The sequence below is a fragment of the Ornithinicoccus hortensis genome, assembly GCF_006716185.1.
GTDB lineage: Bacteria > Actinomycetota > Actinomycetes > Actinomycetales > Dermatophilaceae > Ornithinicoccus > Ornithinicoccus hortensis.
Map to the genome: position 1 here is coordinate 1,247,505 of NZ_VFOP01000001.1, position 13,935 is coordinate 1,261,439.

General features: G+C 71.0%; 13 protein-coding genes. 6 read left to right on the top strand and 7 right to left on the bottom strand.

Annotation, left to right across the window (positions count from 1 at the left end; translation table 11 throughout):
- Entirely contained in the window at window positions 1-1,236 is a 1,236-nt protein-coding gene (gene xseA, locus FB467_RS05865) for an exodeoxyribonuclease VII large subunit (protein WP_228393000.1), read from the bottom strand.
- A gap of 19 nt (window positions 1,237-1,255) precedes the next feature.
- Here xseA and FB467_RS05870 point away from each other — a divergent pair, with 19 nt between their 5' ends.
- Complete coding sequence (locus FB467_RS05870; RefSeq protein ID WP_228392999.1) at window positions 1,256-1,969, top strand: alpha/beta fold hydrolase; 714 nt, start codon at window positions 1,256-1,258, stop codon at window positions 1,967-1,969.
- A 51-nt stretch (window positions 1,970-2,020) separates the two neighbouring features.
- Here FB467_RS05870 and FB467_RS05875 read toward each other — a convergent pair whose 3' ends face one another.
- From FB467_RS05875 to FB467_RS05895, 5 genes are all read right to left on the bottom strand, one after another.
- Window positions 2,021-3,739, bottom strand: a complete 1,719-nt coding sequence (locus FB467_RS05875; protein WP_141784268.1) for a DUF885 domain-containing protein — start codon at window positions 3,737-3,739, stop codon at window positions 2,021-2,023.
- Between the two features lie 72 nt (window positions 3,740-3,811).
- A complete protein-coding gene (locus FB467_RS05880) occupies window positions 3,812-4,213 on the bottom strand; it encodes an ectoine synthase (protein WP_141784269.1) in 402 nt (133 codons plus the stop codon).
- A 24-nt stretch (window positions 4,214-4,237) separates the two neighbouring features.
- Window positions 4,238-5,515 (bottom strand): diaminobutyrate--2-oxoglutarate transaminase, encoded by a 1,278-nt coding sequence (ectB, locus tag FB467_RS05885; RefSeq protein ID WP_141786490.1) that lies wholly within the window; start codon window positions 5,513-5,515, stop codon window positions 4,238-4,240.
- 8 nt (window positions 5,516-5,523) lie between these two features.
- Window positions 5,524-6,102, bottom strand: coding sequence for a diaminobutyrate acetyltransferase (gene ectA / locus FB467_RS05890; protein WP_141784270.1), 579 nt, complete (start codon window positions 6,100-6,102; stop codon window positions 5,524-5,526).
- Complete coding sequence (locus tag FB467_RS05895; RefSeq protein WP_141784271.1) at window positions 6,099-7,433, bottom strand: aspartate kinase; 1,335 nt, start codon at window positions 7,431-7,433, stop codon at window positions 6,099-6,101. The genes ectA and FB467_RS05895 overlap by 4 nt, the downstream gene beginning before the upstream one ends.
- Window positions 7,434-7,667: 234 nt before the next feature.
- Here FB467_RS05895 and FB467_RS05900 point away from each other — a divergent pair, with 234 nt between their 5' ends.
- The 4 genes from FB467_RS05900 to FB467_RS05915 all read left to right on the top strand — a co-directional run bounded on the left by FB467_RS05900 (window position 7,668) and on the right by FB467_RS05915 (window position 11,237).
- Window positions 7,668-8,693: a 4-hydroxy-3-methylbut-2-enyl diphosphate reductase gene (locus FB467_RS05900; protein WP_425325847.1), complete on the top strand. Its 1,026-nt coding sequence runs from the start codon at window positions 7,668-7,670 to the stop codon at window positions 8,691-8,693.
- Between the two features lie 286 nt (window positions 8,694-8,979).
- Entirely contained in the window at window positions 8,980-9,810 is an 831-nt protein-coding gene (locus tag FB467_RS05905; RefSeq protein ID WP_170230586.1) for a transporter substrate-binding domain-containing protein, read from the top strand.
- Between the two features lie 9 nt (window positions 9,811-9,819).
- Window positions 9,820-10,482, top strand: a complete 663-nt coding sequence (locus FB467_RS05910; RefSeq protein ID WP_141784273.1) for an amino acid ABC transporter permease — start codon at window positions 9,820-9,822, stop codon at window positions 10,480-10,482.
- Entirely contained in the window at window positions 10,479-11,237 is a 759-nt protein-coding gene (locus FB467_RS05915) for an amino acid ABC transporter ATP-binding protein (protein ID WP_141784274.1), read from the top strand. Before FB467_RS05910 ends, FB467_RS05915 begins: the two co-directional genes overlap by 4 nt.
- Before the next feature lie 55 nt (window positions 11,238-11,292).
- Here the strand turns inward: FB467_RS05915 and FB467_RS05920 are convergent, their stop codons facing one another.
- The gene (locus tag FB467_RS05920) at window positions 11,293-12,516 is read right to left on the bottom strand and encodes a DNA recombination protein RmuC (protein WP_141784275.1); all 1,224 of its coding nucleotides are present in this window, start codon (window positions 12,514-12,516) and stop codon (window positions 11,293-11,295) included.
- Window positions 12,517-12,651: 135 nt separating this feature from the next.
- Here FB467_RS05920 and FB467_RS05925 point away from each other — a divergent pair, with 135 nt between their 5' ends.
- On the top strand, window positions 12,652-13,890 hold the full coding sequence (locus FB467_RS05925; RefSeq protein WP_194288294.1) for a substrate-binding domain-containing protein: 1,239 nt from the start codon (window positions 12,652-12,654) through the stop codon (window positions 13,888-13,890).
- Window positions 13,891-13,935: the final 45 nt, after the last annotated feature.

The window sequence follows — 13,935 nt, forward strand, 5'->3', positions numbered from 1 at the left end:
TCAGCCGACGGCGCGCACCGCGAAGTCGCCCCGCGCGACGGTGACCCGCAGCAGGCCCTCCACCTCCACCTCGTCCTGGTCCCGCACGATCGTGCCGTCGGGGTGCCGCACCACGGCATACCCCCGCTCGAGCGTGTGCTGGGGGGAGACGGCCCGCAGGTGCCGGGCGAGGTGGGCGACGCGGTCGTGCTCCCGGTCGAGACGGGCGGCGAGCACGCTCCGGCCCCGGTGGGTCGTGGCTTCTACGTCGGCGCGGTGCCGGTCCAGGATCGCGGCGCGGTCGGTCATCACCGGCCGGCTGGTCAGCGCGGTCAGGGCGCGCCGTTCGGCGGCGATCCGCCGGGACAGCGCCTGGCGTCCCCGGGTGACGGCCGTGTGCAGCCCGCCGAGCTCCTCCTCGCGGTCGGGCACCACCCGGCTGGCCGCGTGGGTGGGGGTGGAGGCGCGCAGGTCGGCCACGAAATCCACCAGGGGGGTGTCGGTCTCGTGACCGATCGCGCTCACCACCGGGGTGGTGGCCTGGGCCACCGCGCGCACCAGGGCCTCGTTGCTGAACGGCAACAGGTCCTCGAACGACCCGCCGCCCCGGGCGAGGATGATGACGTCCACGTCGGGCCGGGCGTCCAGCTCGGCCAGCGCCGCGCTCACGCCGGGCACGGTGTCCGGACCCTGGACCGCGACCTGCCGGATCTCGAAGGCCGCCGAGGGCCAGCGCCGCCGCACGCCGGCGAGGACGTCCCGCTCGGCGGCGGTGTTGCGACCGCAGACCAACCCGATCCGCCGGGGGAGGAAGGGCAGGGGCTTCTTGCGGCCCGGCTCGAACAACCCCTCGGAGCGGAGCAGCTGCTTGAGGTGCTCCAGCCGGGCCAGCAGCTCGCCGACGCCGACGTGCCGCATCTGCCGGGCGTCCATCTGCAGGGTGCCCCGCTTGGTCCAGAACTGGGGCTTGAGGTGCACCACCACCCGCGCCCCCTCCTGGGGCGGGGACGGCATCGCGTTGATCGCGTTCACCGGGATGGACACCGACAGGGACATGTCGACGTCGGTGTCCCGCAGGGTCAGGTAGGCGCGGGACATGCCCTGCCGGTGGTTCAGCTGGACGATCTGCCCCTCGACCCACAACGGGCTCATCTTGTCGACGTAGTCGGAGATCTTCATGGACAGCGTCCGGACCGGCCACGGCTCCTCGGCGGTGGTGTCCCGGGCGGTCGCCGGCAGCGAGCGGGGGGTGTTCACACCCGTTAGCGTAGGCGGCGTGCGGCCCCGTCTCGTCCTGATCCACGGGACCCGCATGTCCCACCGGCAGTGGGCGCCGTATGCCGAGCTGCTGCCGCGCGCGGAGGTGGTCGCCCCGGACCTGCCGGGCCACGGCAGCCGGCTCGGGGAGACCTTCACCACCGACGCGGCCGTCGCCGTGATCGCGGACGCCGTCGCCGGTGCCGCCCCGGGCCAGCCGGTCGTGCTGGCGGGGCACAGCCTCGGCGGGTACCTGGCCTCGGCGTATGCCGCCACGCACCCGGACCGCCTCGCCGCCCTCGTGCTGATCGGCGCCAGCGCCGACCCGGGCAGCCGTGCCGCGGTCGTCTACAAGGCGTTCGCGGCGGTGTTGCCGCGCATCGGCTACGAGCGAATGGGCGGCGGGGTCGACCGGTTGCTGCGCCGGTTGGGCACGCCCGAGGAACAGCTACCCGAGCACGCCGCGTATGCCGCGATGGCGGACGCCTGGACCGCGGTCATGCAGGACTGCCGTCCCGCGCTGCTGTCGGCCGTCGACTGCCCCGTCGTCCTGGTCAACGGGCAGTACGACCAGATGCGGATCGGGGTCAGGCAGTTCCGGGCCCACTGCCGGCGGTGCGAGGAGGTGACGGTGCCGCGGGCGACCCACCTGCTCCCGCTGACCCACCCGGTCGAGCTGGCCGGGGTGCTCGGCCGCGCCGTCGACGCGGTTGCTGACGAATCCGTGTCCTGACGACGCGGTGTCCTCGCGAAGCGGTGTCCCCAGGACGGCGACCGGCCGGTCTCAGAGCCTGCCCAGCTCCCGCTCCAGGTCGTCCAGGCCGAGCGCGCCGAGCGAGAGGCCGGCCATGTGCCAGGCCTTGAGGTCGAAGGTCTCTCCCCGCGACTCGTGGGCCTTCCGGGCGGCCTCCCGGCCGGCGAGCCAGGCCCGTTCGCCCAGCTTGTAGGAGATCGCCTGCCCGGGCCAGCCGAGGTAGCGGACGATCTCGGAGTCGATGAAGTCCTGGGGTCGGCCGGAGTGCGCGGCGAAGAACTCCGCCGCCAGCTGCGGGGTCCAGGTCTCGCCGGGGGCGATGGGGGAGTCCTCCGGGATGGTCAGGCCCAGGTGCATCCCCAGGTCCACCACGACGCGGACGGCCCGCATCATCTGGCAGTCCAGGTAGCCCATCCGCTCCTCGGTGTCGAGGTAGCCGAGCTCGTCCATCAGCCGCTCGGCATACAGCGCCCACCCCTCGGTGGCGCCGCTGGAGGAGCCGATGGAGGTCTGGTAGATCGAGAGCTGTGGGGCCACGTGCACCCACTGGGCGAGCTGCAGGTGGTGGCCCGGGACCCCCTCGTGGTACCAGGTGCTGACCAGGTCGTAGACCGGGAACGTGGTCCGCCCCATCGTCGGCAGCCAGGTCCGACCGGGCCGGCTGAAGTCCATGGAAGGGCGGGAGTAGTACGGTGCCGCCGCGCTGCCCGGCGGCGCGATCATCGCCTCTACGGTGCGGATCGGCTCGGCGATGTCGAAGTGCGTGCCGTCCAGGTCCCGGATCGCCCGGTCCATCATGTCCTGGAGCCACTGCCGCACCTGCTCGACGCCCTCGACCGACCGTCCGTGGTCGTCCAGGTGACGCATCGCCTCGACGGGGGTGGAGCCGGGCAGGATCTCTCCGGCCAGCTCCTGCATCTCGGCGTTGATCCGCAGGTACTCCTGCCAGCCCCAGGCGTAGGTCTCCTCGGGGTCCAGGTCGGCGCCCATCCAGCGTCGCGCGTTGAGCAGGTAGCGCTCCCGGCCCACCTCGTCCGGGGTGCCCTGCGCGGCGGGCAGGTAGGTCGTGCGCAGGTAGTCCCGCAGGTCGGCCACCGCCCGGACGGCCGTGTCGGCGGCGGCCCGCAGGTCGCCCGACTGCTCGTCCGGTGCGCCGGCCACCAGGTTGTGGAACCAGGTCTGCCCGGGCTCCGTACCGACCCACTCGTCGTACTGGCCGATGACCGTCTCCACCTGGAGCGGCGCGGCGAACAGACCCCGCCGCCGCCCTTCCTCCAGGGACTCCACGTAGGAGTCGTAGGCCTGCGGGAAACCGGCCATGCGGCGACCGAGGCAGGCCCAGTCCTCCGGCGTCGAGGTCGGCATCATGGTGAGCAGCTGCCGGACGGCGTGGGCCGGGGAGAAGATGTTGCGGATCGCCCGGAGGTGCTCCCCGGCGGCCGAGGCCTCCAGCTGCACGCCGAGGCGCTCGCGCAACAGGGTGGCGCACCGCGCCTCCAGCGGTTCCAGACCATCGCTCCCGGCCGACGCCTCGATCCGGTCCAGCGCCGCGAGCGTCTCCCGGTCCAGGTCGTCCTTGGCCTCCTGGCCGGCCGGCGAGTAGTCCGGCACCCGGTCGTCGTGGGGGCGCAGACCGAGCGACGTGGCCACACCCGGGTCCAGGTCCGCCAGCCGGTGGACGTATCGGTCCGCGAGTTCCCGTGGGGTGGTGGCGGGTCGGTCGGTCGCTGGGGCAGGTGTCTGCGTCATCACACCATCATCGGTCGGTGGGTCCCGGCGCCGGCGAGGGGGCTCCCGGAACACCCCCGGTGGTGGGCCGGGTCAGGCCGGATCACCGTCCTCAGTCAGCAGGGGGTAGACCCCGTGCTCGTCGTGGACCTCCCGCCCGGTGACCGGTGGGTTGAAGACGCAGGCGCAGTGGATGTCCTCGACGACGCGGAGGGTGTGCCGTTCGTGCCCGTCGAGCAGGTACATGGTGCCGGGGCCTAGCGGGTGCTCCTCCCCGGTCTCCCGGTTCACCAGGGTGCCGTGTCCGGCATACACGTAGACGCACTCGACGTGGTTGGCGTACCACATCTCGGTCTCGGTCCCGGCCCGGAGCACGGTGTCGTGGAAGGAGAAGCCGACCCCGTCCTTGGCGAGCACGAACCGGCGGCTGCGCCAGTTGCCGTGCTCGACGTCGTGCTCGGTGCCGTCCAGGTCGTGCAGGTTGATGACCTTCATCGGTGTCCTCTCGTGGTGGGGTGTTCAGGCCGCCACGGCGAGCACGGAGCGGACGGACCGGTCGAGGATGTCCAGCCCGCGCTGCAGTTCCGCCGCGGTGACGGTCAGCGGGGGCATCACCTTGACGACCTCGCTGTCCGCACCAGAAGTCTCCACCAACAGGTGCTGGTCGAACGCCTCGGTCGCGACCCGCCCGGCCAGGGTGGGGTCCTCGAACCGGAGTCCGGCCAGCAGGCCACGCCCACGGTAGGCCGAGCCCGGCACTCGGGCGGAGATCTGCTCCAGGCCGGTCCGGAGCTGGGCACCCCGCTCCCGCACCTGCGCGGCGAAGGTGTCGTCGGACCAGAACTCGCGCAGCGCGGCGGTCGCGGTGACGAACGCGGGGTTGAACCCGCGGAACGTCCCGTTGTGCTCTCCCGGCTCCCACAGGTCCAGCTCCGGCTTCAGCAGTGTCACGGAGAACGGCAGCCCGAGGCCGGAGAGGGACTTGGACAGGCAGACGATGTCCGGCACGATGCCGGCCTCCTCGAAGGAGAAGAAGCGACCGGTCCGGCCGCAGCCGGCCTGCACGTCGTCCACGATCAGGAGCACGCCGAACCGTGCGCACAGGTCGGCCAGGGCCCGCAACCACTCGGGTCGGGCGGCGTTCAGCCCGCCCTCGCCCTGCACCGTCTCGACGATGACCGCCGCGGGCAGGGCGAGGCCGGAGCCGCCGTCCGCCCAGACGCGCTCCAGCCAGGCGAAGTCGGGTGTGGACCCGTCCAGGTAGTCGTCGTAGGGGGCGGTGGAGGAGTGGTAGAGGGGGGTGCCGGCGCCGGCCCGCTTCATCGAGTTGCCGGTCACCGCGAGCGAGCCCAGCGTCATCCCGTGGAAGGCGTTGGTGAAGGAGACGACATCCGTGCGACCGGTGGCCTTGCGGGCGATCTTGAGGGCCGTCTCGACGGCGTTGGTGCCGGTCGGCCCGGGCAGTTGGACCCGGTAGTCCAACCCGCGGGGCCGCAGGACCGTCTCCTCGAAGGCCCGCAGGAAGTCCCGCTTGGCCACGGTGAACATGTCCAGCGAGTGCACGACCCGGTCCTCGGAGAGGTAGTCCAGCAAGGCGGTCTTGAGGGCCGGGTGGTTGTGCCCGTAGTTCAGCGCGCCGGCCCCGGAGAAGAAGTCCAGGTAGCGGTCGCCGTCCTCGGTGACCTGTTCGGCTCCGGAAGCCCGGTCGAAGACGACCGGCCAGTTGCGGCAGTAGCTCCGGACCACCGACTCGCGGTCCTCGAAGACGTCTGTGCCCGTCGTGTCCGGGATGGTCATGGTGTCCGTCACGAGTGACTCCTAGCTCGGGCGTCGACGCCCGGTTGGTGGTGGGATCGTGCGGTGGTGCGAAGGGGGGTGATCCGGTGCAGTTGCTCGGGCTTCCAGTCCTGGTCGTCCGGGAAGTGCTCCGTGGCGAAGAGCCCGGACACGCTGTGCTGTGCCGCGTGGCGGGCGGCGAACGCCTCGAAGAGGCGTCGCGAGGCGGGGTTGTCCGCGGTGATCGTGGTCTCCAGCGTGTAGGCGCCGGTCCGCCGGGCCAGCTCGTCCAGCATCTGGCCGGCCAGGCCCTGTCCCCGCTGGGACCGGTCCACGGCGACCTGCCAGACCATCAGGGTCGTGGGCTCCTCCGGACGCAGGTAACCGGTGACGAAGCCGACGACCGCGCCGTCGACCTCGGCGACCACGGAGGTGGAGTGAAAGTCCCTGGCCCACAGGATGTAGGCGTAGGGCGGGTTCAGGTCCAACCGGACCGAGTCCCGCGCCACCCGCCACATCTGCGCCCCGTCGTCGACGTGCGGGTGGCGGATCAGCGGGGACGCCGGACGGGTGGTCGGTCGGCTCCCGGTGGCGGTCGGCGTGCTCATCGGCCGCTCCCGGCGTGCGCGAGGGCCCGCGGACTGCCGTCCAGCGGTATGCCGTCCGCGTCGAGTTCCAGGTCGAGATCGAAGGCGGTATGCACCGCCAGGGCCGCACGCTCGAGCTGGGACTCGTCGACGACGACGGACATCCTGATCTCCGACGTCGAGATCAGGTGCACCGTGATGCCCTCACCGCTCAACGCGTCGAACAGCCTGGCCGGGACCTCCGGGGAGGACCGCATGCCGGATCCGACGATGGACAGCTTGGCCACCCGCTCCTCGACGGAGACCCGGGTGAAGCCCAGGTCTGTCTGCTGCTCCCGCAGGGCGGTCGCGGCGCGGCGGGCGTCCTCCAGGGGGAGGGCGAACGAGAAGTCGATGACACCGGTATCGCTGGCGGTGTGCGTCTGCCCGATCATGTCGAGGGCGGTCACCGCATCGCTGAGCACCGAGAAGATCGCGGCGGCGCGGCCCGGGACGTCGGGGACGTTGACCACGGTCACCGTGGCCTGGTCCCGGCTGTGGGCCAGGCCTCGGACGAGGGGTTCTTCCATCGCATCCTCCTGTGTGGGATGGGTCTCGGGACGGGACCGGGCGACGACGCGCTCGTCGTCGGTGACCCAGGTCCCCGGTAGGTCGGTGAAGCTGGAGCGCACGTGCAGCGGGACGCCGTGGCGTCGCGCGTACTCCACCGAGCGCAGGTGCAGCACCTTCGCCCCGTGGGCGGACAGTTCCAGCGCCTCCTCGGTGGACAGCACGGGGAGTTGTCGGGCGGTCGGCACCATGCGCGGGTCGGCCGAGAACATCCCGTCGACATCGGTCAGGACCTCGCAGGCATCGGCCCCCAGCGCGGCCGCCAGGGCCACGGCCGTGGTGTCCGAGCCGCCCCGGCCCAGCGTGGTCACGTCGTCCTCGGGTGAGCCGCCCTGGAAGCCCGCGACGATCGCGACCGCACCGTCGGCGAGGGTCTGCCGGATGCGGTCGGGGCTCACCTCGATGATGCGGGCCCGGCCGTATTCGTCGTTGGTGCGCAGTCCCGCCTGCACGCCGGTGAAGGAGGCGGCGGGTTGGCCGTACTCGTGGATCGCCATGGCCAGCAGCGACATGGCGATCCGCTCCCCGGCCGTGAGTAGGATGTCGAGCTCACGGGCCGTGGGTCTGTCGGTGATGTGTCGGGTCAGATCGAGGAGGTCATCGGTGGTGTCCCCCATCGCGGAGACCACGACGGCGACGTCGTGGCCCGCCTCACGGGTGGCCACCACGCGACGGGCTACCCGACGTAGCCCTTCCGCATCGGCGACCGAGGAACCACCATATTTCTGAACGACCAGAGCCATGCATCTCCCGCAGGGGTTGAGGACTGGACGTGGCACGACGTTACGAGGCGGTGACGTCTCCGCTGGGCGGGGGGACCCCCTTCGCAACCATGTTCGTGGTGTTACGCAGCGGGCGCGCGCGGGGGATCGCGCGCGCGAGGCCTGCGAAGAGCCCTGGTCTGGGACGGCTGGGTTTCGACGGGGGCCTCGACCTACACTGGAGCGGTGACTTCCCCGACCACCAACCCCAGCACCGTGACCGTGCCCGGGGCCACCGCCGAGGCGGGGGCCAAGCGGGTCCTGTTGGCCGCGCCGCGTGGATACTGCGCCGGCGTCGACCGGGCGGTGGTGACCGTGGAGAAGGCGCTGGACCTGTACGAACCGCCGATCTACGTCCGCAAGCAGATCGTGCACAACAAGCACGTGGTGCGGACCCTGGAGAAGCGCGGCGCGATCTTCGTGGACGAGACCGACGAGGTGCCTGAGGGCGCGACCGTCATCTTCTCCGCCCACGGGGTGTCCCCGGCGGTGCACGCCGAGGCCAAGGCGCTGAGCCTGAAGACGATCGATGCCACCTGCCCCCTGGTCACCAAGGTGCACCGGGAGGCGGTCCGGTTCGCCCGCGACGACTTCGACATCCTGCTCATCGGGCACGAGGGCCACGAGGAGGTGGAGGGTACGGCGGGCGAGGCGCCCGAGCACATCATCCTGGTGCAGGGTCCGGACGAGGTCGACGACGTGGAGGTCCGTGACCCGGAGAAGGTGGTCTGGCTGTCCCAGACCACGCTGTCCGTCGACGAGACGATGGAGACGGTGCGCCGGCTCCGCGAGAAGTTCCCCAAGCTGCAGGACCCGCCCAGCGACGACATCTGCTACGCCACCCAGAACCGTCAGGTGGCCGTGAAGCAGATGGCCGGCGAGTGCGACCTGATGATCGTGGTCGGCTCCACCAACTCCTCCAACTCGGTGCGCCTGGTGGAGGTCGCCCTGGACCACGGCGCCAAGGACGGCCACCTGGTCGACTACGCCGACGAGATCGACGAGGCCTGGCTCGAGGGTGTCACCACGGTCGGCGTGACCAGCGGGGCCAGCGTGCCGGAGGTGCTCGTCCGGGACGTGCTCGACTGGTTGGCCCAGCGGGGCTACGAGGACGTGTCGGCGGTGACCGCGGCCGAGGAGTCGTTGTTGTTCGCCCTGCCCAACGAGATCCGGCGCGACCTCAAGGCCCGGGACGGCAAGGAAGCAGTCAAGATCCGGCACGACGCCGGGTCGCTGCACTGACCGGCCTCGGTCACGGGTTGATAAAAGTTTCCGCCCTCCCGTAGCCCGATGACCGCGGGCTCCCACCGGCCCCAAGGCGCGCGCGATAGCGCACCCAAGGCCTGCTGTCGAGCGGCTCCCTCCCCGTTTGACCCTGCCCGGACCTCTCCCTAGGTTCAAAGACGTCGTCCTGCCGGCGAGGCCGGGCCCGATGTCCACGTCGGGCTGCCCGCGACAGCGACGACGAGCCCGCCCCAGCGCCGTGCCGGGGCACGACGGGGCCGGGACCGAGGAGATGAGAACAGACATGAGCAAGACCCAGAAGACGGTGCGCCGCGTCGGCGCCATGGCCGCGGTCGCCACGGCGGCCCTGACCCTGACCGCCTGTGGTGGGGGTGACGCCAAGCTGCTCAACGACGGGGAGCTGGTGGTCGCGATGAGCGGTGAGTTCCAGCCGTTCAGCCACTTCGAGGGCGACCAGCTCACCGGCTTCGACTACGACATCGCCGCGGCCATCGCCGACGAGCTGGGGCTCGAACTGAAGACCGAGACCGGGGCGTTCGACAGCCTGATCCAGGGCGTCAAGAGCGACCGTTACGACGTGCTCATCGCCTCGATGACCCCGACCCCCGAGCGGGACGAGCAGGTCGACTTCAGCGACCCCTACTACACCTCGGGTGCCCAGGTCTTCGTCACCAACGACAGCGACTGCCAGGACCCGACGCAGCTGGACAGCCCCTCCATCGGGGTCGCGACCGGCACCACCTACGAGACCTTCCTCCAGGAGGAGGACTGGGTCGGCGAGATCGTCACCTTCTCCTCCGACATCACCGCGCTGGAGGACACGGAGGTCGGCCGGCTCGACGGCGGCATGACCGACCGACTGGTCGGGCTCTACCAGATCGACCAGGCGGGCCGGGACCTGCGCGCCTGCGGCGACCCGCTCTACACCGAGGAGCCCGCCTTCGCGGTGCGTGAGGGCAACACCGAGCTGCTCGACGAGCTCAACGAGGCGCTGGCCACGATCATCGAGGACGGCACCTACACCGAGATCTCGCAGGAGTGGTTCGGCGTGGACATCCTCGAGGGCGCCTCCGGTGGGCCCGGCGACGACGCCGAGCAGACCAGCGGTGACTGAGCCCGGCGCATGAGCTTCATCGACAGGTTCGTCGAGTACGCACCACTGTTCCTCGATGCCAGCCTGATCACGTTGCGGCTGACCGCGGTGGCCCTGGTCATCGCGATGGTCCTGGGTGCCGTCATCGCCTGGATGGTGATGAGCAAGTGGGCTCCGCTGCGCTGGCTGGCCACCGCATACATCGGCCTGATCCGCGGCACCCCGCTGATCGCGCAGATCTTCGTGCTCTACTTCGGGATCTCCGAGATCCTCCGGCTGGACGCGTTCTGGGCCGGATCGTTCGCCCTGGCCGCGCACAACTCGGCCTACATCGCCGAGATCTTCAGGTCCGGCTTTCAGTCGGTGCCCAAGGGACTGGTCGAGGCGTCCCGCTCGTTGGGCATGGGCAGACGCGACACCCTGCGACGGGTCCAGGCCCCGTTGGCCCTGCGGACCACGCTGCCGGTGTTGGGCAACCAGTACATCATCGCGGTGAAGGACTCTTCCCTGGTGTCCTTCATCGGGATGAGGGAGCTGTTCAAGACCTCCCAGAACCTCCAGGCGCAGAACTACGAGCCGTTGCAGATGTACCTGATGGTGTCGGTCTACTACCTGGTCATCGTGCTGATCCTCACCTTCGTGGTGAACCGGCTCGAACGCAGCCTGAACAAGCATCGGAGGGTCGCCGCATGAGCGCACAGTCCCCGTCGGCACAACCCCTGGTCAGCATGCGCGGCATCGTCAAGAGGTTCGGCGACAACGTCGTGCTCGACGGGGTGGACCTCGACGTCTTCCCCGGTGAGGTCGTCGTGCTCATCGGGCCCTCCGGTGCCGGCAAGAGCACGTTGCTGCGGTGCATCAACGGGTTGGAGCGGATCTCCGAGGGGACGATCACCATCGACGGGGACGAGCTCACCTACGCGGAGGGCACGATCAACCGGATCCGGTCCCGGATCGGCATGGTGTTCCAGTCGTTCAACCTGTTCCCGCACATGACCGTGGCCAGCAACATCATGATGGCCCAGCGGGACGTCCTCGGCCGGTCCGCCAAGGAGGCCCGGAGCAGGGCGCTCGAGCTGCTCGATCGGGTCGGGCTCGTGGACAAGGCCGACGCCTACCCGGAGAGCCTGTCCGGCGGGCAGCAGCAGCGGGTGGCGATCGCCCGGGCGCTCGCGATGGACCCGGCCGTCATGCTGTTCGACGAGCCGACCTCGGCGCTGGACCCCGAGCTGGTCGGCGAGGTGTTGCACGTGATGCGTGAGCTGGCTACCGCCGGGATGACGATGGTGGTGGTCACCCACGAGATGCGCTTCGCCCGGCGGGCGGCCGACCGGGTCGTCCTGATGGCCGACCGGCAGATCGTCGAGCAGGGCACCCCCAAGGAGGTGCTCGAGCACCCGAGCAGCGAGCGGGGACAGGCCTTCCTGCGGCAGCTCAGCGAGGAGTAGGCCCGCCGGAGCGCCACCCGGCGTGCCTTCCTGCCCGCCGGGCTGCGGCCCGCCGTCACCCCGAGCGGCGTTGGCCGCCCCGCTCCGACCGGCGGGCCAGGGCGTCCTCGATCGCCGCCTCCGGGTCCGCCGACCCGGGCCCGGCGACCTCGTCGAGCTCCCCGAGGAGCAACTCGGCGGTGGTCACGGGCCGCGGCGTCTCCTCCACCGGCGGGACCGTCGGCACCGGCGCCTCGGCGACGCCCAGCTCCTGCATCCGGCGGGAGGTGACCAGCACCCGGCTCTCCAGCGCGCCGACCATCTTGTTGTAGGCCTCCACCGAGCGGCGCAGCGCCCCGCCCATGTCCCCGACGTGCTTGCCCAGGGTGGCCAGCCTGCGGTGCAGCTCCTGGCCGAGCGCGAGCAGTTCGCGGGCGTTGTCGGTGAGCGCCTGCTGCTGCCACCCGTAGGCCACGGCCCGCAGCAGGGCGAGCAGCGTGGCCGGCGAGGCCAGCACGACCTTGCGGGACTGGGCGTGGTCGTAGAGGTCCGGCTGGGCGTGCAGCGCCGCCGCGAGGACGGCGTCGCTGGGGACGAAACAGACGACCATCTCGGGAGCGGTGGTGAACGCGGTCCAGTACGCCTTGTCGGCGAGCGAGTCCACGTGCCGGCGGACCGCGTCGGCGTGTGTGCCGAGCAGGGTGGCCCGGTCGGCGGGGGAGAGCTCGGGCGCCTGCGCCTGCAGGAACTTGGTCATGGGGGCTTTGCTGTCGATCACCAGCGAACGCTCGCCGGGCAGCCACACCACCGCGTCGGGGCGGATCCGTGCCCCGTGCCCGCTGACCGAGCTGACCTGCTCGTCGAAGTCGCAGCGGGTGAGCATGCCGGCGTGCTCGAGGATCCGGCGCAGCTGCTGCTCGCCCCAGGTCCCGCGGATGCCGGAGGAGTTCAGCGCGCCGGCCAGGCTCGCCGTCTCGCTGCGCAGGTCAGCGGTCGTGCCGGCGACCTCGGCGAGTCGCTCGCCGACCTGGCCGAACTGCTCCAGCCGGTCCCGCTCCAGGGCCTGCACCTGCTGCTCCACCCGGTCCAGGGTGCGGCGCAGGGGTGCCAGCTCGGCGGCGGTATGGCGGTCCTCCTCGTCGGAGGCCTGCATCGTGCGCACCTGGGAAGCGAGCACGTCGCGCTCGGCCGTGACGCGGGCGAGCCGTGCCGTTCCCGACGCCCGGGCGAGCAGCCAGCCCGTCGTCATACCGAGGACGCACGCCACGACCACCACCACGGCCACCCACTGGATCTCCATACCCAGACCATCCCAGCGGGCACCGACACAGCGGCCTTGCGACACCCCACGTTGACACATTCCCGGGAAGCCATCTACCTTGTACCCGAAACCTGAATCGTCTTTCAGGTTAGCTCGCCGACAAAGGAGTTTTCCGTGGGTTCCTCGCGCCTCATCGCCCTCGCGGCGGTCACCGCCTTCGCCCTTTCCGCCTGCGCCCCGTCCGAGTCCGACGACTCGGGTGAGGGTGACAACGGCTCGGCCGGCGGCGACGCCGGGAGCGAGACCGCTGCCGCCGGTGGCGAGCCCACCGAGACCGTCAAGGTCGGCATCATCTACTCCGAGACCGGCCCGCTGGCCGCCTACGGGGCCCAGTACAAGGCCGGCCTGGAGGCGGGCATCGACTACGCCACCGAGGGCACCGGGGTGATCAACGGCAAGGAAATCGAGATCACCTACCGGGACGACACCGGCAACCAGGACACCGCCATCGCCGCGGCGAAGGACCTGATCGGGCAGGAGTACCAGATCCTGGGCGGCACGATCGTCTCCGGCATCGCCATGGCCATGGCGGAGCAGGCCGAGCAGAACGAGATCCTCTACATCTCCGGGCCCGCCGCCGTCGACGGCCTGACCGGCATCAACGACTACACCTTCCGCTCCGGCCGGCAGAGCCTGCAGGACGTCGCGACGGCGGGTTCCTTCCTCGAGGGGGACTCCCAGAAGGTCGTCGTGTTCGCCCAGGACAACGCCTTCGGGCAGGGCAACCTCGCCGCCGTCGACGCGATCCTCGGTGCCCAGGGCGCCGAGGTGAGCAGCGTGCTGGTCCCGGAGGACGCGACGGAGTTCACCCCGTTCGCCACCCAGCTCGTGGACGCCGACCCCGACATGATCTTCGTCGCGTGGGCCGGTGCCTCCTCCGCCAACATGTGGCAGTCGCTGGAGCAGCAGCAGGTGTTCGACGTCGCCCCCGTGGTCACCGGCCTGGGCGACAGCGTCACCTTCGACGCCTACGGCCCGGTCGCGGAGCACATCAGCTTCCTCAACCACTACTTCCCGGGCGCCCCCGACAACGAGATCAACGACACGATGGTCGCGGCCATCGAGGAGGCCGGCGAGACCCCCGACCTGTTCAGCCCCGACGGGTTCGTCGCCGGCCAGATGATCGTGCAGGCGGTGGCCGAGGGTGACGACGTCGACGGCATGATCGCCGCCCTGGAGGGGTGGACCTTCGACGGACCCAAGGGGGAGTACACGATCCGCGAGAGCGACCACGCCCTGATCCAGGACATGTACACCGCCAAGCTGGTCGCCGACGGCGACAGCTGGGTCCCCGAGCTGATCGACGTGGTCCCGGGCGCAGACGTCGCGCCGCCGGAGGCCACGGGCAAGTGACCGACGTCGGCGGCGCCGCCGACAGCAGCCCTAACCCCACCACCG